Origin of the sequence: Bradyrhizobium sp. SK17, assembly GCF_002831585.1 — a bacterium.
Lineage (GTDB): Bacteria > Pseudomonadota > Alphaproteobacteria > Rhizobiales > Xanthobacteraceae > Bradyrhizobium.
The window spans coordinates 6,006,207-6,027,393 of the sequence record NZ_CP025113.1; the positions used below are offsets into that span (position 1 = coordinate 6,006,207).

Sequence of the window (21,187 nt, forward strand, 5' to 3'; positions counted from 1 at the left end):
CCAACAGCACTGGGGGATGCGTGATGCCGGATAACGCCGCGGCTGCGCCTGCGAAACGAATCGAGTTCGAGGATCCGCATGCCGGCCTCGACAATTTGCAGGAGGCCGAGGTCACCCGCGTGCGCTCGTTGCACGGCCCTTGGCGCTGGGCGCTCGTGGTCGCGACCGCCGCGACCATCCTGCTCTGCATCAACCAGCAATTCTCGCTACGTTTCTTCGTCGACTACACCCAGCTCAACACCGAGTATTTCTATCTCCTGATCGCGCTGATGCTGCCGTTCACGTTCCTGATCTTCCCGGGAACGGAGCGCGCACCGCTGAAGCGCATTCCCTGGTATGACCTCGCCCTCGCGGTGGCGACCTTCGTCGCCTCGATCTGGCTGATGCTGAACGTGCGCAAGGCGGCGCAGTATGGCTGGGAATCCGACGGCGCGCCGCGCAACGTCATCATCGCCGGCCTCGTGATGTGGGCGATGCTGATGGAGGCACTGCGCCGAACCGGCGGCTGGAGCCTGCTGCTGAGCGTGCTGCCCTTCACGGTCTATCCGCTGTTCGCCGAAGCGGGCTGGCTCGGCCCGTTCCGCGGCTCGCAGCTCACGCTCGACCAGGCCACGGCCTATCACGTGCTGTCCGGCGAGAGCCTGCTCGGGATTCCGATCCAGGCCTTCGCCGACACCGTGATCGGGTTTTTGGTGTTCGGCACCGCGCTGATGATGACCGGCGCCGGAAAGTTCTTCATCAACCTCGCCTTCGCGCTGTGCGGCACGTTCCGTGGCGGCGCCGCCAAGGTCTGCATCTTCGCCTCCGGCCTGCTCGGCATGATGTCGGGCTCGATCGTGTCCAACGTGCTGACCGCCGGCACCATGACGATCCCGGTCATGAAGAAGAGTGGCTTCCGCGCCTCCTATGCCGGCGCGATCGAGGCCTGCGCCTCGACCGGCGCGGTGCTGGCGCCGCCGGTGATGGGCGCGACCGCGTTCGTGATCGCCCAGTTCCTCAACATCAGCTACGCCGAGGTCGCGATCGCCGCGATCGTCCCTGCGACGCTGTACTATATCGGCCTGTTCATGCAGGTCGATTCCTACGCCGCGCGGCACGGGCTGAAGGGCATCCCGCGCGCCGAGCTGCCGCGGGTGATGGATACGATCAGGGACGGCTGGTACTACGTCTTCGTGATCGCGCTGCTAATCGTGATGCTGCTGTATTTCAAGCGCGAGAGCCACGCGCCGTTCTATGCCACCGCGCTGCTGCTGGTGCTCAACCAGATCTTCTCCAGGGACACCCGCTGGACGTTCGCGACGATCGGCAAGTTTCTCGAAGTCAACGGCCGCACCTTCGTCGAACTGGTCGGCATCCTCGCCGGCTGCGGCCTCCTGATCGGCGCATTCTCGATGACCGGCGTGGTCTCGAGCCTCGCCAACGACCTGCTGACGCTCGCCGGCGACAACGCGTTCCTGCTGCTCGTGATGTGCGCCTTCACCAGCCTGATCCTCGGCCTCGGTCTGACCACGACGGCCTGCTACATCTTCCTCGCCATCCTGGTCGCCCCCGCGCTGGAGAAGCTCGGGCTGAACCGGATGGCGGTGCACATGTTCATCTTCTATTGGGGCATGCTGTCGTCGATCACGCCGCCGGTCGCGATCGCGTCCTTTGCCGCGGCCGGCATCGCCGGCTCGCCCGCGATGAAGACCGGCTGGGAATCGATGTGGGTCGGCAGCATCATCTATTTCATCCCGTTCTTCTTCGTGCTGAACCCGGCGCTGGTGATGCAGGGTGACAGCCCCTATCTCGCCGGCCTCGGCCTGATGGCGCTGGCGGCCTGCGGCACGCTGTTCATCTGCGGCGGCATCCAGGGCTATCAGGCCTTTGTCGGCGACCTCCGCGGCGCCGGTGCGCTGGAATGGCCGCTGCGGGTGCTGCTGGTGATCGGCGGCTTCGTGCTGGCGACGCCCGGCGGCGGCATCAACCCGCTGTCGCAGGTGCAGGTGACGCTGCTGGGGCTTGCGATCCTCACCCCGACGGTGCTGGTCGCGCTCATGCTGGTCCGCCGCCAGGCACTGGTTCCGAACCAGTTGCGCGCGCCCTGATTGCGTTGCACAACAGGAGGCGATGAAACGATCGCCGCCTCCCGTCACCGCCACCACCACGGCCTGGTCCAACTCGAAGCCGCCGCTGCTGCGGTTTCTGCACACTTGTTACGCAGACTTCCTCCCGGAAGCCGGCGGCGCGGTTGCCGACTACATTCCCGAGCTCGGCAAGGCCGATCCTGCCCATTTTGGCATCAGCCTCACGACGTTGGACGGCCACGTCTACGAGGTCGGCGATACCCGCGTGCCCTTCACCATCCAGTCGATGTCGAAGCCGTTCGTGTTCGCGCTGGCGCTGGACACCCTGGGCGCCGAGCGGGTGGAGAGCGTGATCGGCGTCGAGCCGTCCGGCGACCCCTTCAATTCGATCCGGCTCAATGCCGACAACCATCCGTTCAACGCGATGGTCAATGCGGGGGCGATCGCCTGCTCCGGGCTACTCCATGCCGACAAGGGCGACGGCGCGTTCGACTATATCCGCCACGCGCTCGGCCGCTTCGCCGGCCGCGCGCTCGACGTCGACGAGGCGGTCTACGCCTCGGAGAGCGCCACCGGCGACCGCAACCGGGCGATCGGCTATCTGTTGCGCACCAACAGCGTGATCACCGAGAACGTGCCCGCGGTGCTCGACGTCTACTTCCGGCAATGCGCCATCCTGGTCACCGCGCGCGACACCGCCGTGATGGCGGCGACGCTCGCCAACCGCGGCATCAATCCGTTGACCGGCGAGCAGGTCGTGACGCCCTACGCGATCGCGCGTACGCTCTCGGTGATGACCTCGTCGGGCATGTATGACTACGCCGGCGAATGGATCTACCGCGTCGGCATTCCCGCCAAGAGCGGCGTCGGCGGCGGCATCCTGGCGGCACTGCCGGCCCGGCTCGGGCTCGGCAGCTACTCGCCGAAGCTCGACAAGCACGGCAACAGCGTGCGCGGCATCAAGGTGTGCGAAGCGCTGTCGGCGCATTACGACCTGCACATGCTGAACCGCAGCGACGACGCCCGCCACAGCATCATCGCCGATTACAACATCGGCAAGAACCCGTCCCGCCGGGTGCGCCGGCCGCAGGAGCAGGAGATCCTGGCCAAGCACTTCCAGGAGGTGCGCGTGATCGAACTGGTCGGCACGCTGTCGCTCTCCAATGTCGACTATGTCTCGCGCCGCCTCGCCGGCAGCCCGCGGCCCGAATTCGTGATCTTCGACCTGCGCCGCGTCACCGCGACGACCCGCGCCGGCGCAAGGCTGGTCGCGGAAGCCTTCCAGGAACTCGCCGAGCTCGGCGTCACCGTGATCCTCTCGGGCATCAAGCGGACCTCGCGCGAATGGGCGACGATCAGCGAGTGGACCAACCGGCTCGGCAATATCAGGGATTTCTATTTGCTCGACACCGCGATCGAATGGGCGGAGGACCAGATCGTCTACCGTTATGGCGGCTCGATCGATTTCCTCGAGACCACGGAGCTTGCCGAGCAACCGTTGCTTGCCGGATTGAGCGCGGACGAGGTCGCCGATCTTGCTCCGCTCTGCACGGTCAGGACCTACCAGCCGAATGAAAGGATCATCGCGGCCGGCAGCGCGGCGAGCTCGCTGTTCTTCCTGCGCAGCGGCGTGGTCCACGTCACCCTGCCCGACGGCATCCGGCTCGCAACGCTGACCGCCGGCATGGCGTTCGGCGAGATGGCGCTGCTGGAGCCGAAGCGCTCGGCCGACGTGGTGGCCGACATGTCGGCAACCGCCTACGAGGTGACGATCGCGGATTTCGAACGCTTCCGCGAGCAGCACCCGCGTGCCGGCGAGCGGATCATGCGTAATCTCGCGCAGATCCTCGCCGAGCGGCTGATCGTGGCCAATGCGAAGGTCGATCTGCTGACGTCGGGCTAGGTCTTTCTTCTCCCGCGCCCACTTGCAGAGAACGGGTTAAGGTGGGGGCCGACTCCGCAAAATGACTTCTAAAGCGGGATGAGCTTTGATTGAATCGGCTCGGCGCGGTCTCGGTCCGCCTCTCCCCGTCGGGGAGAGGTCGGCGCGAAGCGCCGGGTGAGGGCTCTTGCGCTCTCGATAGACCGAAACCCCTCACCGGATTTGCTACGCAAATCGACCTCTCCCAAGGGAAAGGTGAACCTTCGACGCCGCTCCATCTCAACCTAATCTCATCATGTTCTAGTTGGACTCGCGGAGGCTCCCCCCTCACCCGGATCGCATGTCATGCTATCCGACCTCTCCCCGCAGGCGGGACGAGGCGAAGAGAGGATCAGCTCACCACTTCCGTCACCGGCTGCATGTCGATCTCGAACGTCTCGAGGAACTTCGACGTCATGATGTAGAAGCCGACCGAGAGCTGTAGCTCGATCAGCGCGGCCGGCGTCAGCTTGGCTGCGATCGCCTTGAAGGTGGCATCCGTCGGCTTCTTCAGCTTGACGATTTCATCGGTGAAGGCGAGCGCCGCGCGCTGCACCTCATCGAAGCAACTCGCCGATTGCCAGTTCTCCAGCGCCGCGTTCTGCTCGTCGGTGACGCCGACATTCTTGCCAATGCGCTTGTGCGCAACGATCTCGTAGGGCGCCTCGCAGAGAATGCCGGTGCGCGTGATCGCAAGCTCGCGCACGACCGGATCGAGCTCGCCTTTGTGGCGGATCGCGCCGCCGAGCCGGCAGTATTGCTCGAAGTAGCTCGGCGAGTGCGCCATCATGCGGAAGATGTTGGCGTTGCGGTTCTTGTCGAGGATCTCGCGGGTGCGCGGGCTTGCCTGCGCGGGATCTGAGTAGTCGATGCGGGCCATTTCCTAACCTTGTTCTTGCTGTCGTGTCTCTTGGGTTCCGAACAGTATCGGGCGGCCGTCGCAGGAGCAACACGCGCGAGTCAAATTGCCGCCGCATTCCCATACAACCCTGACGCGGTCGATATTCGCTGAGTGGGGACTCATCAAGAGCGAATGCTCGACGCGGGGTGTTCCGAGTTCAAAATCTGGCCGTCTTGCGCTCTCCGGGCGCAACGATGAGTCACGCCCAGGTCTTAGGGGAAACGCATGAAGGAAGCCACAAGGAGGGCGGCCTCGGAAGCGCTTGCGCAGGTGCTGGCGGTGACGGCGATGCTCGTCATCGCCAGCGTTGTGCTCTATTGGCGGTGACGACTGTCGAGTAACGCGTAAAGGCCGTCATTGCGAGGAGCGCGGCGACGAAGCAATCCATGCTCCCCGTCCAACCATGGATTGCTTCGCTTCGCTCGCAATGACGGGGCTATTTCGCCTTTGCGAAATACGGGACCAGCCGTCCTGCGAACTGCGTGAAGCGCGCCGACACCTTGTCGCCGATCGCAAGGTCGGTGTCGCCATGGGCCATCATGCGAAAGCCCTCGTCGGTGTCGACGAGCAGGATGTTGTAGGGCACATGCGCCCGGGTCTCCGGCGTTGCGGCGCGGCAGACCAGCGAGGTCGCATACACCGTCCCTGCCCCGCTGGCGCGATGCTCGGCGAGGTCGGGCGAGCCGCAGGCAGCGCAGAAGCTGCGGCGGAAATATTGCCGCGCGCCGCAGGCGTTGCAGGTCTGGTAGACGATGGCTTCCGCGCCCTTGGTCCAATCAGCGATCGGTTCACTCATCGCACGCGCTCCAGGAACATGCTGACATGCGACGACAGCACGCCGCCGTCGCCGTGCAGCAGCGCAACCGAGGCATCGCGCACCTGACGGTTGTCGGCGCGGCCGGTCATCTGCAATTGGGTCTCGACCAGATGCGCCATCGCACCGCCGACGCCGCAATGGCCGTAGCTGAGCAGGCCGCCATGGGTGTTGAGCGGCATCTCGCCATCCCCGTTGAAATAGCCGGCACGGACTCGCGCCGCCGCCTCGCCGCGCCCGGCAAGACCGAGGTCTTCCAGCAGCATCGCAAGCGTGATCGTGAAGCTATCGTAGACCGCGGCGTAGCGCACGTCCGAGATCGCGACACCCGCTGCCTGCTTTGCTTTCGCGATCGAAATCTCCGCGCCGAGTTCGCTCAACGCGGGCGCAGCCGTGACATGCTGATGGGTGTGCGCCTGTGCGCAGCCGCGGACGCGGACCCGCCGCTCGCCGGTCGGCTCGCGGCTGATCACGCAAGCGGCACCGCCGTCCGACACCGGGCAGCAGTCGAGCAGCTTGAGCGGCATCGCCACCGGCTTCGAGGCCATCACGTCGGCAACCGTGATCGGCTCATGGAATTGCGCGCCGGGATGCATCAGCGCGTGCTTGCGCATCAGCACCGCGAACTCGGCAAGGTCTTCTTGCGTCAGGCCGTATTCATGCATGTAGCGGGTCGCGACCAGGCCGTAATAGGCCGGGATCGTCGGCCCCAAGGTCACCTCGTAGTCGGGATGCCCGACCTGGGCGAGCGCCTGGATCGAGGCGTCGCGGCTCTGCCCCGTCAGCCGGTTCTCGCCACCGACCACCAGCACATGCTTCGCCACGCCGGCATCGACGAGCTGATGCGCCAGCATGGTCATCGCCAGTCCGGTCGCACCGCCGACCTGCACGGCATGAGCATAGGATGGGCGGATGCCGAAATGCTCGGCAAACACGGTCGCGAGCATGATGTGCGGCGAGACGGTGGAATAGCCGCACAGGATGCCATCGATGTCGGTACGCTTCAGCCCGGCGTCTGCGATCGCGAGCTCGGCCGCCTTGCTCATCAGGTCGAGCGATGATGAGCCCTCATGCTTGCCGTAGGATGTGAGACCGACGCCGGTGACGAAGCTCATGTCAGCGCACCTCTCTCAGAGCGTCATTCCGGGGCGACGCGAAGCGACGAGCCCGGAATCCATAACCACCATCGTGAGTATGGATTCCGGGCTCGCGCCAAGCGGCGCGCCCCGGAATGACAAGTGGAGACATCCGTCGCTCATCCATCAATACGACTTCGGAAGGCCGAGCACCTTCTCGCCGATGAAGCTGAGGATGAGCTGCGGGCTGATCGGCGCGATGCGCGGGATCAGTGATTCCCGCAAGTAGCGCTCGACGTGATATTCCTTGGCGTAGCCGAAGCCGCCATGGGTCATCACCGCCTGCTCGCAGGCATGGAAGCCGGCTTCCGCCGCCAGATACTTTGCCGAGTTCGCCGCGGGGCCGCACGGCAGGTTCTGGTCATATTGCCAGCCGGCGCGCAGCACCATCAGCCAGGCCGCCTCGAGCTCCATCCAGCACTTCGCCAGCGGATGCTGGATCGCCTGGTTCATGCCGATCGGGCGGTTGAACACGATGCGACCCTTGGCGTAGTCCGACGCCCGCTTCAGCGCGATCTGGCCAAGGCCTACCGCTTCGGCCGCGATCAGGATGCGCTCGGGGTTCATGCCGTGTAGGATGTATTCGAAGCCGCGCCCCTCCTCGCCGATGCGATCCTCGACTGGAATCTCGAAATTCTCGAAGAACAGCTCGTTGGAGTCGACCGGCTTGCGGCCCATCTTCTCGATCTCATGCACGGTGACGCGCTTGCGGTCGAAATCGGTGTAGAACAGGCTGAGACCGTGGGTCGGGCTGCGCACCTCCTCCAGCGGCGTGGTGCGCGCGAGCAGCAGGATCTTGTTGGCGACCTGCGCGGTCGAAATCCACACCTTCTGGCCGTTGACGACGTATTTTTCGCCCTGGCGCACCGCGCGGGTCTTGAGCTGCGTGGTGTTGAGGCCGGTGTTCGGCTCGGTCACCGCAAAGCACGACTTGTCGCGACCGTCGATGATCGGCGGCAGCATGCGCTGGCACTGTTCCTTGGTGCCGAACACGACGACCGGATTGAGCCCGAACACGTTCATGTGCACGGCCGACGCGCCCGACATGCCGGCCCCGGACTCGGAGATCGTGCGCATCATGATCGCGGCGTCGGTGATACCGAGGCCGGAGCCGCCATATTCCTCCGGGATGCAGATGCCGAGCCAGCCGGCATCGGCCAGCGCGCGGTGGAAGTCGGCCGGAAAGCCGCCCTCCTTGTCCTTCTTCAGCCAGTACGCTTCGTCAAAGCGCGAGCAGATTTTTGCCACCGCGTCGCGGATCGATTCCTGGTTGGCGGAGAGTGCGAAATCCATCTGTCGTGCTCCTATGCCTGCGCCGCTTTGGCTGCGCCGTCGCGCACCATCGCTGCGATCTCCTCGGTCGAGAAACCGGCCTCGCGCAGGATTGCTTCACTGTGCTCGCCGAGCCGCGGCGCCAGCCGGCTCGGCTCCACCTTGGTCTCCGACCAGCGTGCGGACGGCGTCATGCTGCGGATGCGCCCTTCCGTCGGGTGATCGACCACGGGAAAGACGCCGGTCGTGACCATATGCGGGTCCTCGAGCAGGCTCTCGAGATCGTGCATCGGCATCACGGGCACGTCGGCCTTCTCGAGGATCTCGTTCCACTCGGCCGTGGTCTTGGTCTCAAGGATGCGCGCGAGCTCGGCATAGACCACATCGATATTGGTGGCGCGGCCGGCGAAGGTGGCGAATTTCGGATCGTTGCGCAGATCGTCGCGCCCGGTCGCCTTGAAGAAATTCTCCCACTGCTTGTCGTTGTAGACGATCACGCAGATGTAGCCGTCCAGCGTCTTGTACGGCCGCCGGTCTGGCGAGAGATGGCGCGCATAACCGCCCTTGTCGAGCGGCGGGTCGTAGGTCAGCCCGCCCATGTGGTCGCCCATGACGAAGCCGGCCATGGTCTCGAACATCGGAATGTCGACGCGCTGGCCCTGCCCGGTGCGGTCGCGATGCACCAGGCTCGCGCAGATCGCGCCGACCGCGGTGAGGCCGACGATGCGATCGACCAGCGCATTCGGCACGTAGCGCGGCACGCCGTCCGAGGTCTGCGCCATCAGCGCCGGCAGCGCGGTCGCGCCCTGGATCAGATCGTCATAAGCGGGCTTGGCGGCATACGGCCCGTCCTGGCCGAAGCCGAACACGCCGGCATAGATCAGCCGCGGATTGACCTTGGCGATGACATCGTAGCCGAGTTGCAGCCGGGCCATCGCCTGCGGACGCACGTTGTAGACCAGCACGTCGGCCTTTGCGATCAACCGCAGCACCGCTTCGCGGCCCGCGGGCTTTTTCAGATCGAGGCAGATCGAACGCTTGCTGCGGTTGGTGTTGAGGAACACCGGGCCCATGCCGGGATGCCGGGTCGGGCCGATCTGCCGCGTCACGTCGCCGTCGGGCGATTCCACCTTGATGACGTCGGCGCCGTAGTCGCCGAGCATCTGCGTGGCGTAGGGTCCCATCAGCACGGTCGTCATGTCGACGACCTTGATACCCTGCAATGGTCCCATCGTGCTGCTCGCTCCCCGGCTGTTCTGGATTGAAGCCTAGTAACGGGAGGTCTTTGCCGAGATCAAGCGGCGCCGGGCGTATGGGCGTATGCGTGGCGGCGGTTGGGTCGTTTCCGCGCGGCGGAACGCAGCGCGGGCCGATCAGGCGCCCGCCGTTCCTCGTCCATTACTGCCCGGTCATCGCCTCGCGCGCCTTCAGGAGCTTTTCCAGTTCCGCATTCTGCTGCTCGAGCCGCTCGGCGATGCGTTCCTCGACTTCGGCGCCGGCAGCGCCCGCGGCCTGCTCGATCAGCTGCCTGATATTGTCCCGGAGGATCGCAATGCGATCGTTCACTTCCGACAGCGACAGGGACGTCTCGATACCCATGGTCCGTTCTCCCGGTGACAAGGCGCAGGCAGCTTAGCGCGACGGGGGGCTGTGGCCTATCCCTTAACGGCTCCAGCGCCCCAATCCCTGCTTTGCATGGGGTTGTTTTCAATGTTTTCGATTTGGCCCGGCCCGATCGCCTTAGCCCATGCCCTTGGCCATCATCTCCCGCAGCGCGGTCTTCAGCACCTTGCCATAATTGTTCTTCGGCAGGGCATCGAGATAGACGTAGCGCTTCGGCCGCTTGAAGCGGGCGATCGAGGCAAGGCAATGCGCGTCGAGCCCGCCATCGTCGGCGCTGGCGCCGTCCTCCAGCACCACGCAGGCGACGACGATCTCGCCCCATTCCGGATCCGGCACACCGATCGCCGAGACCTCGCGGACGTCGGGATGGGTCAACAGCGCTTCCTCGACCTCGCGCGGATAGATGTTGGTGCCGCCGGAGATGATGACGTCCTTGGAGCGGTCCGACAGCGTCAGGAAGCCGTCAGCATCGAGCCGGCCGACGTCGCCGGTGCGCAGCCAGCCATCCTTCAAGGTCTCGGCATTGGCCTTCGGGTTGTTCCAGTAGCCGAGCATCACGGTTGCGCCCTTGACCTCGATCTCGCCGGTCTCGCCCGCGGGCAGCGGCGTGCCATCCTTGTCGGTGATGCGGACGGTGACGACGCTCTGCGCGGTGCCGACCGACGCCAGCCGTTCGAGATAGCGCGGATGATTGCTCGCCCGGTGCCAGTCGCGCGACAGCGCCGTGATCGTCATCGGCGACTCGCCCTGGCCGTAGATCTGCACGAAGCGCTGGCCCATCGTCGCCATCGCGTCTCGGATGTCGGCGGTGTACATCGGCCCGCCGCCATAGATGATGGTGCGCAGCCCCTCGCCGTTCTCGCCGCGCTTCTTGGCGGCATCGACCAGGCGGCGCACCATGGTGGGTGCTGCAAACATCACGACATTGTCGAGCTGGCGGCCGAGGTTGAGCACCTCGTCCGGATCGAAGCCCCCGGTTTCAGGAACGACGTGGCGGCCGCCCATCCGGACATGCGGGAAATTGTACAGGCCGGCGCCATGCGAGATCGGCGCGGCATAGAGCGAGGCATCGCGCGGCGTCGCCGGATCGACGTCGGCGAGATAGCACAGCGACATCGCCAGCAGATTGCCGTGGCTCAGCATCACGCCCTTGGGCCGGCCTGTGGTGCCCGAAGTGTAGAACAGCCAGGCGAGGTCATTGGTCTCGCGCGGCAGCGGCGCCGGTGCGCCCTCGTCGCCTCGCATCGTCCGGTACGCGTCGCTGTCGACCGACAGCATGGTCATGCCGGCGGGGCAATCGTCCTTCGCCTCCGTCAGCGCACCAACCGTGTCATCGGAGACGAAAGCGAGCGTGGCGCCGCCATTGCCGCAGATCCACGCCGCCTCGCGGCCGTGCAGCTTGGCGTTGATCGGGATCGCTACCGCGCCGATCCACCAGATGCCGTAGAGGCATTCGAGATATTGCGTGCAGTTCGACGCAAACAGCGCGACACGGTCGCCGGCGGCAATGCCGTGATCGCGCACCAGCGCCGCCCCGATCGAGGCGGCGCGGCGGGCGAAGGTCGCGTAGTCGGCGTCGAGATCAAAGCCGGTCAGCAGCGCCGGCGCATCGGGACGCGCCCGCGCCGTCGCCGCCAGCCATTCGGCAATGTTCAAGCTACTTCACCGGTCAAGCTACTTGGCCGGCTCGAGGATCGAGACGTAGTTGGCGACCGCAGCGCCGCCCATGTTGAAGATGCCGCCGATCTGCGGATTCTTGAGCTGCATGCCCTCGGGCGCCTGGCCGGTGAGTTGCATCGCGGTCATCACATGCATCGAGACGCCGGTGGCGCCGATCGGATGGCCCTTGGCCTTCAGGCCGCCGGACGGATTGACCGGCAGCTTGCCGTCCTTCTGGGTCCAGCCTTCCTTGATCGCGCGCGCCCCCTGGCCCTTCGGCGTCAGGCCCATCGCTTCATATTCGATCAGTTCGGCGACCGTGAAGCAGTCGTGGGTTTCCACGAAGGAGAGATCGGAGAGTTGCAGGCCGGCCTTGTCCAGCGCGCGCTGCCAGGCGGTGGTGCAGCCTTCGAACTGGAGGATGTCACGCTTGGACATCGGCAGGAAATCCTGCGCATGCGCGGTCGCGCGGATGTTGACCGCCTTGCCCATGCTCTTGGCGGTCTCGGCATCGGTCAGCACCAGCGCGGCCGCGCCGTCCGACACCAGCGAGCAATCGGTGCGCTTCAGGGGACCGGCGACGAACGGGTTCTTGTCGCTCTCGGCGCGGCAGAACTCGAAGCCGAAATCCTTGCGCATCTGCGCATAGGGGTTGGCGACGCCGTTCTTGTGGTTCTTCGCCGCGATCATCGCCAGCGCGTCCGACTGGTCGCCGTATTTCTGGAAATAGGCCTGCGCGATCTTGCCGAACACGCCGGCAAAGCCGCCGACCGTATCGCCGTCCTCGGGCAGATACGATGCCTTCAAGAGGTTCTTGCCGATCTCCGGACCCGGCGTCCGGGTCATCTGCTCGACGCCGACCACCAGCACGATCTTGGCGGCGCCCGCCTCGATGGCGCGGATACCCTGATGCACGGCGGCGGAGCCGGTGGCGCAGGCGTTCTCGACCCGGGTGGTCGGCTTGAAGCGCAGCGCCGGATTGGCCTGCAACACCAGCGACGCCGTGAAATCCTGCGGCGAGAAGCCGGCGTTGAAATGGCCGAGCATGATCTCGTCGACGTCGGATGCGGCAATGCCGGCATCGGCCAGTGCCTCGTTGGCGACCTTGACGACGAGACCTTCAACGGTTTCCGCGTCGAACTTTCCGAATGGCGTGTGCGCCCAACCCACGATGCTGGCGGTCATGGCCGTATCTCCCTGTTCCTGTTCAGGGAGTTATGTAGCGTATCTTCAGGCGGCTTTCAGCGTTTTCATCGCCTTGGCGCACATGGCGGTTATGCCGGCCCAGTTGCCGGCGCGGATATCGGGCGCCGGGCACAGCCAGGAACCACCGACCGCCAGCACGTTGGGCTCGGCGAGCCAGGTCGCCGCATTGGCCTCGCCGATCCCGCCGGTCGGACAGACCCTGACATGCGGGAATGGACCGGCCAAGGCCCGCAGTGCCTTGATACCGCCTGCCTGCTCGGCGGGGAAAAATTTGACGACGTCGAAGCCGTGCGCCAAGGCCTGCATCAACTCGGACGCGGTCGCGATTCCCGGCGCGAACGGCAACCCGCTGGCGGCCGCCGCCTGCAACAATTCGGGTGTCGCACCGGGACTGATGCCGAATTTGGCGCCAAGCGCCGCCGCGCGCGCCAGATCGTCGGCGTTGAGGATGGTGCCGATCCCGACCACCGCGTCCGGCACCTCGGCGATGATGGCCTTGGCCGCATCGGCTGCGACCGGCGTGCGCAGCGTGACCTCGAGGGTGCGCACGCCACCCGCGACCAGCGCCTTGGCGAGCGGCACGGCGTCGGCAAGCCGCTCGATGGTCAGCACCGGGATCACGGTGGCCTGGCGGATCAGCTCGGCGATCCGGTCCTGCTTCGATGTCGTTGTCATTGCGAGGCCTTGCGGGATGGTGGGGGACGAGGCGTCTTTCTCGGTGGCATGGCGTAACGCGGAATGATCGCACCGGGATAGCACACCACGACACCGGCCAAACGATGACCCGCCCGCGCCGCCTCCACGGGCTCGGCGCCACCGAGCCGCGCGGCAAGATAGGCCGCGGCAAAACTGTCGCCGGCCGCGGTGGTATCGACCACCGGCTTGATGAGCGGCTCCGCCCGCACCTCGTTCGTCCCCGCACGGGAGCGCACGATGCAGGCGGGCTCGGCGAGCTTCAGCACGACCTCGGGGCTCGAGATGCCGGCGAGCAGCGCGGCGTTGCTCTCGCCGGGATAAAGCGGCGCCAGATCTTCGGTCGATGCCAGCACGATATCGGCGGTCTCGAACGCGCTGCTGAAGACCTTCCGCGCGACACCCAGATCCGGCCAGCCGCGAGCGCGGAAATTGGTGTCGAATGCGAAGCGTGTTCCCAGCAGCCGCGCCCGCTTCAGCGCCGCCATCAGCCGCTCGCGTCCGTCCTCGCGCAGGATCGAGAGCGTGATCGCGGAGAGATAGACGATGTCGTAGGTCGCGAGCGAGTTCAGGATGTCGTCCGTCTCCGGCAGGTCCATCAGCTCGCGCGCGGCGGCGCTGTCACGCCAATGGAAGAAGCGCCGTTCGCCCCGGTCGTCGGTCTGTATCAGATAGAGCCCCGGCAGCCTGCCCGCCAACCGCGCGACACGTTTTGTCCCAATGCCCTCAACTGCCCAGCCCGCGATCATCTCGTCGCTCAGCGCATCGTCGCCGAGCGCCGTGATGTAGTCGATGTCGACACCAAGGCGCGACAGATAGAGCGCGGTGTTAAGCGTGTCACCGCCATAGGAGCGCGAATACAGCCCGCCGGGCTGGCCGCCCGGCGCCTGACGCAGCTCGATCATGCATTCGCCGATGCTGGCAACCCTGGTCATGATAAGACCCGCGAGCCGGATCGAAACTAAGCGGCGAACTTGCCGCCGAGCTCGTCCTCGATGTGGATGCGGATGATATCGTCGAACGTCTTCTCGGCGGTGGTGAAGCCGAGCTTCAACGCGCGGTCGGTGGCGAAATCGCGCGGCCAGCCCGAGACGATGCTGATGATGGTCGGATCGGGTACCCGCTTGATCCGCGCGGTGACGTTCTTGCCGGCAACGCGCTCCAGCGCCGCGATCTGCTCGCCGACGGTGACCGACATCCCGGGCATGCTGAGATTGCGCCGCGGCCCCATCGCGTTCAGGTCCATGGTGCCGGCATGGATCAGGAAGCCGACCGCCGACTTCGGCGAGGCATGCCAGTGCCGCACGCCCTCGGAGACCGGCAGCACCGCCTCCTCGCCTGCCAATGGCTCGCGGATGATGTTGGAGAAGAAGCCGGACGCCGCCTTGTTCGGCTTGCCGGGTCGCACGCAGATCGTCGGCAAGCGGATCGAGATCCCGTCAAGCAGCCCCTTGCGGGTGTAGTCGTTGATCAGGAGCTCGCAGATCGACTTCTGGGTGCCGTAGCTGGTCAGCGGCGTATGGAAGAACTCATCGCCGATCTTCTCGGGGAACGGCGCGCCGAACACCGCGATCGAGGACGTGAACACCAGCCGCGGCTTGTAGCCGCCGCCGACGGCGCGGATCGCCTCGATCAAATAGCGGGTACCGTCGAGATTGATGCGGTAGCCCTTGTCGAACTCGGCCTCCGCCTCGCCCGAGACGATCGCGGCCAGATGGAAGATCACGTCCGGGCGGTCGGCGATCAACGGCGCCGCGGCGCCGGCATCGGCGAAATCGGAAGCAACCACCTTGAGCGGGATATTGGCGTCCGCGGGCTTCTGCGGCTCGACCACGTCCTGCAACGTCATCTTGCTGATGTCGCGGTTACCGAGCCGGCCCTCGCGCAGCAAGCGGTCGGTCAGCTTGCGGCCGACCATGCCGGCGGCGCCCAGAATCAGAATGTGCACGAGCCTGCTCCTTTTCTTGTTCTTCCAAGTTCCAGAATGGGGCCGTGCTATTCCTTCACGGCGCCCGTCATGGCCGACACATAATGCTCAACGAAGAACGCGTAAAGGATAACCAGCGGCAGCGACCCGACCAATGCGCCGGCCATCAACGAGCCCCATTTGTAGATATCGCCATCGACGAACTCGTTGACGATCGCGACCGGCACCGTCTTGTTCGGTGTCGATTGCAGGAACGTCAAGGCGTAGATGAACTCGTTCCAGCACAGCGTGAACGAGAAGATGAAGGCGGAGATCAGGCCGGGAATCGCCAGCGGCACGATGATCTTGACCAGGATCTGCCAGCGCGACGCGCCGTCGATCAGTGCGCACTCCTCCAGCTCGTAGGGGATGGTCTTGAAGTATCCCATCAACAGCCAGGTCGAGAACGGGATCAGCAGCGTCGGATAGACCAGGATCAGCGACAGCGGCGAATCGAACAGCCCATAGGCCTGGATCACCGATGCCAGCGGGATGAACAGGATCGATGGCGGCACCAGATAGGCGAAGAAGATCAGGACGCCGACGGCCTCCGCGCCCTTGAAGCGCAGCCGCGTGATCGCATAGGCCGACAGCACGCTGGCGACGATGGAGAGGAACGTCGCGCCGACAGCGACATACATCGTGTTCCAGAGCCAGCGCGGATACTGGGTTTCGAACAGCAGCTTGCTGATGTGCTTGAAGGTCGGATGGACCACCCAGAACGGGTTGAACTTGTCCATGTCGATCAGCTGCTCGTCCGGCTTGATGGACGTCAGCACCATCCAATAGAACGGGAACAGCAGCACCACCAGGATAATGAACAGCGGCAGATAGAGCGTCACCAGGCGTCGCGGCAGCGACTCCAGATAGCTCATGCCCTCGGTGGTATCGCCGGTGTTGCTGGCCATGGCCTTCGATTGCAAGGTTGAATCAGTCATTGCTCGATCCTTGCTGCCATTTGCGACGCTGCATGCCGAACCAGGAGATGGCGATGGCCGCAATCAGGAAGGGAATCATCGCGGTGGCGATGGCGGCGCCCTCGCCGAGCCGCCCGCTGATGATGCCGCGCTGATAGCTCAACGTCGCCATCAGGTGCGTGGCGTTGACCGGGCCGCCGCGGGTCAGCGCCCAGATCAACTGGAAATCGGTGAAGGTGAACAGCACCGAGAAGGTCATCACCACGGCGATGATCGGGGTCAGCAGCGGATAGGTGATGAAGCGAAAGCGCTGCCAGCTGGTGGCGCCGTCGAGCGTGGCCGCTTCATAAAGCGACGGCGAGACCGTCTGCAGGCCGGCCAGCAGCGTGATCGCGACGAACGGAACGCCACGCCAGACATTGGCGAAGATCACGCTCGCCCGCGCCCACTCGGTGTCGCCGAGGAAGTTGATGTTGGTGTGGATCAGCCCGAGCTTGATCAGCGACCACGAGATGATCGAGAACTGCGAATCGTAGATCCACCAGAACGCGATCGCCGACAGCACGGTCGGCACGATGAACGGGATCAGCACGATCGACCGGATCACCGCCTTGAACGGCATGTGCCGGTTCAGGAGCAGCGCGAGATAGAGCCCGATCGCGAATTTGATGGCGCTTGCGATCAGCGTGTAAAGCAGGGTGTTGAACACCGAGAGCCAGAAGATCGAGTCATCCCACAGCCACTGATAGTTCTCGATCCCGATGAAGGCCCCGGCACGCCCGATGCGCTCGTCGGTGAAGCTCATCCAGACGCCGAGGCCGAGCGGATAGGCCAGGAACAGGATCAGGAATGCCGCCGTCGGCAGCATGAACCAGAACGCCGCCCAATTGCGGTTTCCCTTGAGCCGCGACCAGGCCGACGGCTCACCCGTTGCGGCTGCGCGCGCCGGCATTGATGTCTGGACAGTGCTCATTCGCCCTCAACTCCAAACCGGACAGCGACACCCGACCAGTCCAGGCCGGGTGTCGCTTCCGATTGCTGCAATCCCGATCACCGGCGCCTTGCAGCGCCGGCCGTCGCTCAGCGGAAGATACGCTTGGCCGCGCGTTCTGCCGAAGCCATCGCGGTCTTCACATCCTCGCGACCGGTACAATAGTTCGCGAACATGTCGACCACGACGAAATCGGCGATCGCGGCCGCAGCGTTCTCGCTCATCTGCGCCTCTCCCGCCGGGGTCGACGCGGTCTGCGCCACGCTCCGATACGGCGTCGTCTTCGGATCCGCGGTCCAGACCGGGTTCTTGTCGTAGCCGAGCAGGAAGTGCGACAGATAGCCCTGCGCCGCCTCGATCCACGGATTGAACTGCTCCGGCTCGAGCATGAAGGCGGTGAACGCCTTGCAGGCCTGCGGATACTTCGTGAAATTGAAGATCAGGATCGGGAAGCCGAGATGCAGCTCGCGCGTCTTGCCGTCGAGACCCGCCGGCAGATGGGCGTGGTTCATGTCCTCCGCGATCTGCGGATTTTCCTTCTTCGCCGTCACATAGACCGAGATGCCGTTCACGGTCAGATGCAACTGGCCGGCAAGGAACGCCTTGTTGTTCGAGCTGTCGTTCCAGGACGCGGTGCCCGGCACGAAATTGTCGTACAGGCCCTTGACGTATTCGAGCGACTTCGCCGTCTCCGGCGAGTTGACGACGACCTTGTTGTCCTTGTCGATCAGCTTGCCGCCATGAGCCCAGAGCGCCCAGTGCAGCCAGCCATTGGCGTCGCCCGAGGCGTGACCGAGCGCCATGCCGGCCGGGGTGCCGTTCTTGTTCAGGCCCTTGACGAGATCGGCGAAGCCGGCGAGGTCCTTCGGGAATTCCTTGTGGCCGGCCTTCTCCATGGCCGCGACGCGATAATTGACGAGGCCGCCGGTGGCAGCGACCGGAATGCCGATCCACTTGCCGTTCAGCATGCCGTAGGCCTTGCCGGAATCCGCCCAGCCGCCGCACTTCTTGCCGAGATAGTCGGCGACGTCGGTCACGTCGACGCACTTGCTCGGGAACAGGAAGGGCAGCGAATAGAGGCCCCAGACCATGTCGAGGCCCTGCCCCGTGTTCGCCGCCACCGAGGCCTTCGGCTGGATGTCGTCGTAGGATTCATTGGAGACGTTGATCGTAATGTTGTTGGCCTTCTGGAACGCATCGACGATCTTCATGAAGGCCGCGTCTTCGGCTTCCACGAAGCGCTTCCAGCGCAACAGATTGATCTTGGCGCCCGGCTCCGGCTTCCACTGCGAGGTCTGCGCCCAGGCCTTGGCATAGCCGAGCAGCTGATCGCTCGACATCGTCGCCGCGGCAGCCAGCATGGTCGCACCGCCCTTGAGCAGCGAACGGCGGTCCGTACTAAAAATCGACATTGGCAATTTTCTCCCGTTTTTTGGTTGTCGTTTCAGACGTCGCATGTCCCGCCTAGAAACGGCGGGCCGGTAGTCTCGTCATGAGGATGCGCTGTCGCCAAGTGCGGGCGCCACATTCCTCAGCTGTTCAGCCGCTTGCCGGTGCCATCGTCGAACAGATGAACCAGCGCCGGATCCGGCTTGAGCCGAACCTTGTCGCCCGGATTGAACAGATGGCGCTCGCGGAACACTGCGACGACCTGTTCGCCGCCGAGCTTGGCGAACACCTGGGTCTCCGATCCGGTCGGCTCGACCACCACGATTTCGGCCTCGGCGCCGTCATCCGCGATGGTGAAATGCTCGGGCCGCACGCCATAGACCGCCGGCTTGCCGTCGGAATTGGCCGGCGCCGATTTCAGCGGCAGCTTGGCGCCGTTCGGCCCCTCGAAATAGGCAGCTCCGTTAACCTTGACCTTGCCCTTGAGGAAGTTCATCGCGGGCGAGCCGATGAAGCCTGCCACGAACTGGTTTTCCGGCTTGTCGTAAAGTTCGAGCGGCGAGCCCATCTGCTCGACGATGCCGTCATGCATCACCACGATCTTGTCGGCCATGGTCATGGCCTCGATCTGGTCGTGGGTGACGTAGACCGTCGTGGTGCGCAGCCGCTGGTGCAATTCCTTGATCTCGGTGCGCATCGCCACGCGCAGCTTGGCGTCGAGGTTGGAGAGCGGCTCGTCGAACAGGAACACCTGCGGATCGCGCACGATGGCGCGGCCCATTGCGACGCGCTGACGCTGGCCGCCGGAGAGCTGGCGGGGATAGCGGTCGAGCAGCGGGGTGAGCGCGAGGATTTCCGCAGCGCGTTTGACGCCGGTCGAGATTTCCTCGGGCTTGGCGCCGCGCAGCTTGAGCGAGAAGCCCATGTTGTCGGCGACGGTCATGTGCGGATAGAGCGCGTAGTTCTGGAACACCATCGCAATGTCGCGCTCTTTGGGCTGGACATTGTTGACGACGCGGTCGCCGATCGAGATCGTGCCGGAGGTGATGTTCTCCAGTCCCGCCAGCATGCGCAGCAGGGTCGACTTGCCGCAGCCGGAGGGGCCGACCAGAACGACGAATTCGCCGTCCTCGATCGGAATCGTCACGCCGTGCAGGACTTCAAAATTGCCGAACGACTTCCGCACGTCGCGAATCTGGACCGACGACATCCACTTCCCTCCTCACGTTCCCGACGGCGTACGACGAGTGCCGCCACCGCTCTGTTTTGTTCCGGCCGCGCGGAGAGCACGGCACTGTTGGACTGAAGTTATTGTCCGCAGTTTATCTGGTTTTGGCAATCGTTCGATTAGCAACCGCTTGGTAGCGCTGTCAATATCGGTTTGTCTGCGACGAACGTCGTGGTATGAGCGGCAAATGGCCCGAAAACGCATCATGCCAGGCAAGATCCGGCTCGCCGAAGTCGCGAAGCTCGCCGGCGTCAGCCCGATTACGGCCTCACGCTTCTTCAGGAATCCGGAAGCCCTCTCGGCCGGCAAGCGCGCGCGCGTCGAAAGTGCGGCAAAAGAACTCGGTTACGTGCCCAATCTTGCGGCACGCGCGCTGGCGTCGCAGCGCACCGAGGTGATCGGTGTCCTGATCCCGTCGCTGACCAACAACGTGTTCTCCGACGTGCTGCGCGGCATCTATGACGCACTCGACGGCAGCCGCTACAGCATTCAGCTCGCCAACACCCGCTACAGCATCCTGCAGGAAGAGCGCCTGCTGCGTCTGTTTCTGGCCCAGAAGCCGGCAGGGCTGATCGTGACCGGCATCAATCAGACCGCCGATTCCCGCCGCATCATGGAATCCGTCGATTGCCCGATCGTGCAAATCATGGAGGTCGGCCCCTCGCCGATCGACATGATGATCGGATTCTCGCATTTTGACGCGGCAAAAGCAGCGATCGCCCACCTTCTCGCGCAGGGTTACCGGCGGATCGGCTTCCTCGGCGCGCGGATGGATCCAAGGGTACAGCGTCGGCTCGACGGCTATCGCGCTGCGATGACCGACGCCGGGCTGCTTGATCCGCAACTCATTGTCACCACGGCGATACCGACCTCGGTGACGCTGGGCGGGACATTGTTTGCCGACCTGCTCGCCAAGGCGCCCGACATCGACGCCGTGTTCTGCGTCAATGACGACCTTGCGCTCGGCGCGCTGTTCGAATGCAAGCGCCGGCACGTGGCGGTGCCGGAGCAGATGGCAATCGTCGGCTTCAACGACCTCGAATTCATGGCATCGAGCGAACCGACACTGAGCAGCGTGCGCACCAACCGCTACGAAATGGGCAGAAACGCCGCCACCATGGTGATCGAGACGCTGGAAGGCCGCAGGCCTGCCGACCCCGTCGTCGATCTCGGCTTCAGCGTCATGGAACGGCAAAGCTCGACGCGACGCAACTGACATCCGACCGACACCGGCCCGTCACACGGGAGACGAAAATGACAAAATGATAGCGCAACCAAGATGGTTCAACTAAGGTCCAATCCATCCAGTGAAACACCTGTGCGTGATCGCTCGGGTTTGTAATGCGCGACGATTTGCGCAAGGTAGAACAACGTTGAACCAGAGCCCTTGAATGGGCCGATCAAG

Annotated in this window: 18 protein-coding genes; 3 read left to right on the plus strand and 15 right to left on the minus strand. The window is 64.7% G+C overall.

Annotation, left to right across the window (positions count from 1 at the left end):
• Window positions 1–23 precede the first annotated feature (23 nt).
• Window positions 24–2,087: a TRAP transporter permease gene (locus CWS35_RS27850; RefSeq protein WP_100954904.1), complete on the plus strand. Its 2,064-nt coding sequence runs from the start codon at window positions 24–26 to the stop codon at window positions 2,085–2,087.
• Between the two features lie 22 nt (window positions 2,088–2,109).
• A complete protein-coding gene (gene glsA / locus CWS35_RS27855; protein WP_100954905.1) occupies window positions 2,110–3,969 on the plus strand; it encodes a glutaminase A in 1,860 nt (619 codons plus the stop codon).
• Between the two features lie 370 nt (window positions 3,970–4,339).
• Here the strand turns inward: glsA and CWS35_RS27860 are convergent, their stop codons facing one another.
• The 15 genes from CWS35_RS27860 to CWS35_RS27930 all read right to left on the minus strand — a co-directional run bounded on the left by CWS35_RS27860 (window position 4,340) and on the right by CWS35_RS27930 (window position 19,764).
• On the minus strand, window positions 4,340–4,867 hold the full coding sequence (locus CWS35_RS27860) for a carboxymuconolactone decarboxylase family protein (RefSeq protein ID WP_024582169.1): 528 nt from the start codon (window positions 4,865–4,867) through the stop codon (window positions 4,340–4,342).
• Window positions 4,868–5,324: 457 nt separating this feature from the next.
• The gene (locus CWS35_RS27865) at window positions 5,325–5,684 is read right to left on the minus strand and encodes a Zn-ribbon domain-containing OB-fold protein (RefSeq protein WP_024582170.1); all 360 of its coding nucleotides are present in this window, start codon (window positions 5,682–5,684) and stop codon (window positions 5,325–5,327) included.
• Complete coding sequence (locus tag CWS35_RS27870) at window positions 5,681–6,817, minus strand: thiolase family protein (RefSeq protein WP_024582171.1); 1,137 nt, start codon at window positions 6,815–6,817, stop codon at window positions 5,681–5,683. Before CWS35_RS27870 ends, CWS35_RS27865 begins: the two co-directional genes overlap by 4 nt.
• 147 nt (window positions 6,818–6,964) lie before the next feature.
• Complete coding sequence (locus CWS35_RS27875; protein WP_100954906.1) at window positions 6,965–8,131, minus strand: acyl-CoA dehydrogenase family protein; 1,167 nt, start codon at window positions 8,129–8,131, stop codon at window positions 6,965–6,967.
• Between the two features lie 11 nt (window positions 8,132–8,142).
• Complete coding sequence (locus CWS35_RS27880) at window positions 8,143–9,342, minus strand: CaiB/BaiF CoA-transferase family protein (protein ID WP_100954907.1); 1,200 nt, start codon at window positions 9,340–9,342, stop codon at window positions 8,143–8,145.
• A gap of 166 nt (window positions 9,343–9,508) precedes the next feature.
• A complete protein-coding gene (locus CWS35_RS27885) occupies window positions 9,509–9,709 on the minus strand; it encodes a hypothetical protein (protein ID WP_024582174.1) in 201 nt (66 codons plus the stop codon).
• Between the two features lie 141 nt (window positions 9,710–9,850).
• Entirely contained in the window at window positions 9,851–11,389 is a 1,539-nt protein-coding gene (locus tag CWS35_RS27890) for a class I adenylate-forming enzyme family protein (RefSeq protein ID WP_100954908.1), read from the minus strand.
• 18 nt (window positions 11,390–11,407) lie between these two features.
• Window positions 11,408–12,577 (minus strand): acetyl-CoA acetyltransferase, encoded by a 1,170-nt coding sequence (locus CWS35_RS27895; protein ID WP_024582176.1) that lies wholly within the window; start codon window positions 12,575–12,577, stop codon window positions 11,408–11,410.
• 45 nt (window positions 12,578–12,622) lie between these two features.
• A complete protein-coding gene (eda, locus tag CWS35_RS27900) occupies window positions 12,623–13,273 on the minus strand; it encodes a bifunctional 4-hydroxy-2-oxoglutarate aldolase/2-dehydro-3-deoxy-phosphogluconate aldolase (protein WP_100954909.1) in 651 nt (216 codons plus the stop codon).
• The gene (locus CWS35_RS27905; protein ID WP_024582178.1) at window positions 13,270–14,226 is read right to left on the minus strand and encodes a sugar kinase; all 957 of its coding nucleotides are present in this window, start codon (window positions 14,224–14,226) and stop codon (window positions 13,270–13,272) included. Before CWS35_RS27905 ends, eda begins: the two co-directional genes overlap by 4 nt.
• Window positions 14,227–14,252: 26 nt before the next feature.
• Window positions 14,253–15,239 carry a D-erythronate dehydrogenase gene (denD, locus tag CWS35_RS27910; protein WP_100954910.1) on the minus strand — a complete coding sequence of 329 codons (987 nt, stop codon included), beginning with the start codon at window positions 15,237–15,239 and terminating at the stop codon, window positions 14,253–14,255.
• Window positions 15,240–15,286: 47 nt separating this feature from the next.
• The gene (locus tag CWS35_RS27915; protein ID WP_100954911.1) at window positions 15,287–16,195 is read right to left on the minus strand and encodes a carbohydrate ABC transporter permease; all 909 of its coding nucleotides are present in this window, start codon (window positions 16,193–16,195) and stop codon (window positions 15,287–15,289) included.
• On the minus strand, window positions 16,188–17,147 hold the full coding sequence (locus CWS35_RS27920; RefSeq protein ID WP_024582181.1) for a carbohydrate ABC transporter permease: 960 nt from the start codon (window positions 17,145–17,147) through the stop codon (window positions 16,188–16,190). Before CWS35_RS27920 ends, CWS35_RS27915 begins: the two co-directional genes overlap by 8 nt.
• A gap of 107 nt (window positions 17,148–17,254) precedes the next feature.
• A complete protein-coding gene (locus tag CWS35_RS27925) occupies window positions 17,255–18,577 on the minus strand; it encodes an ABC transporter substrate-binding protein (protein WP_024582182.1) in 1,323 nt (440 codons plus the stop codon).
• A gap of 119 nt (window positions 18,578–18,696) precedes the next feature.
• Window positions 18,697–19,764 (minus strand): ABC transporter ATP-binding protein, encoded by a 1,068-nt coding sequence (locus tag CWS35_RS27930; protein ID WP_100954912.1) that lies wholly within the window; start codon window positions 19,762–19,764, stop codon window positions 18,697–18,699.
• Window positions 19,765–19,969: 205 nt separating this feature from the next.
• On the opposite strand from CWS35_RS27930, the gene CWS35_RS27935 reads away from it, so the two are divergent.
• Window positions 19,970–20,998 carry a LacI family DNA-binding transcriptional regulator gene (locus CWS35_RS27935; protein ID WP_024582184.1) on the plus strand — a complete coding sequence of 343 codons (1,029 nt, stop codon included), beginning with the start codon at window positions 19,970–19,972 and terminating at the stop codon, window positions 20,996–20,998.
• Window positions 20,999–21,187 lie beyond the last annotated feature (189 nt).

Excerpts from the sequence above, each read along its gene's own strand:
- CWS35_RS27920 (WP_024582181.1), bottom strand. The coding sequence starts at position 17,147 with ATGAGCACTGTCCAGACATCAATGCCGGCGCGCGCAGCCGCAACGGGT.
- CWS35_RS27865 (WP_024582170.1), bottom strand. The coding sequence starts at position 5,684 with ATGAGTGAACCGATCGCTGATTGGACCAAGGGCGCGGAAGCCATCGTC.
- CWS35_RS27925 (WP_024582182.1), bottom strand. The coding sequence starts at position 18,577 with ATGTCGATTTTTAGTACGGACCGCCGTTCGCTGCTCAAGGGCGGTGCG.
- glsA (WP_100954905.1), top strand. The coding sequence starts at position 2,110 with ATGAAACGATCGCCGCCTCCCGTCACCGCCACCACCACGGCCTGGTCC.
- eda (WP_100954909.1), bottom strand. The coding sequence starts at position 13,273 with ATGACAACGACATCGAAGCAGGACCGGATCGCCGAGCTGATCCGCCAG.
- CWS35_RS27860 (WP_024582169.1), bottom strand. The coding sequence starts at position 4,867 with ATGGCCCGCATCGACTACTCAGATCCCGCGCAGGCAAGCCCGCGCACC.
- CWS35_RS27895 (WP_024582176.1), bottom strand. The coding sequence starts at position 12,577 with ATGACCGCCAGCATCGTGGGTTGGGCGCACACGCCATTCGGAAAGTTC.
- CWS35_RS27905 (WP_024582178.1), bottom strand. The coding sequence starts at position 14,226 with ATGACCAGGGTTGCCAGCATCGGCGAATGCATGATCGAGCTGCGTCAG.
- CWS35_RS27880 (WP_100954907.1), bottom strand. The coding sequence starts at position 9,342 with ATGGGACCATTGCAGGGTATCAAGGTCGTCGACATGACGACCGTGCTG.
- CWS35_RS27885 (WP_024582174.1), bottom strand. The coding sequence starts at position 9,709 with ATGGGTATCGAGACGTCCCTGTCGCTGTCGGAAGTGAACGATCGCATT.
- CWS35_RS27930 (WP_100954912.1), bottom strand. The coding sequence starts at position 19,764 with ATGTCGTCGGTCCAGATTCGCGACGTGCGGAAGTCGTTCGGCAATTTT.
- CWS35_RS27850 (WP_100954904.1), top strand. The coding sequence starts at position 24 with ATGCCGGATAACGCCGCGGCTGCGCCTGCGAAACGAATCGAGTTCGAG.
- CWS35_RS27875 (WP_100954906.1), bottom strand. The coding sequence starts at position 8,131 with ATGGATTTCGCACTCTCCGCCAACCAGGAATCGATCCGCGACGCGGTG.
- CWS35_RS27935 (WP_024582184.1), top strand. The coding sequence starts at position 19,970 with ATGGCCCGAAAACGCATCATGCCAGGCAAGATCCGGCTCGCCGAAGTC.
- CWS35_RS27915 (WP_100954911.1), bottom strand. The coding sequence starts at position 16,195 with ATGACTGATTCAACCTTGCAATCGAAGGCCATGGCCAGCAACACCGGC.
- CWS35_RS27870 (WP_024582171.1), bottom strand. The coding sequence starts at position 6,817 with ATGAGCTTCGTCACCGGCGTCGGTCTCACATCCTACGGCAAGCATGAG.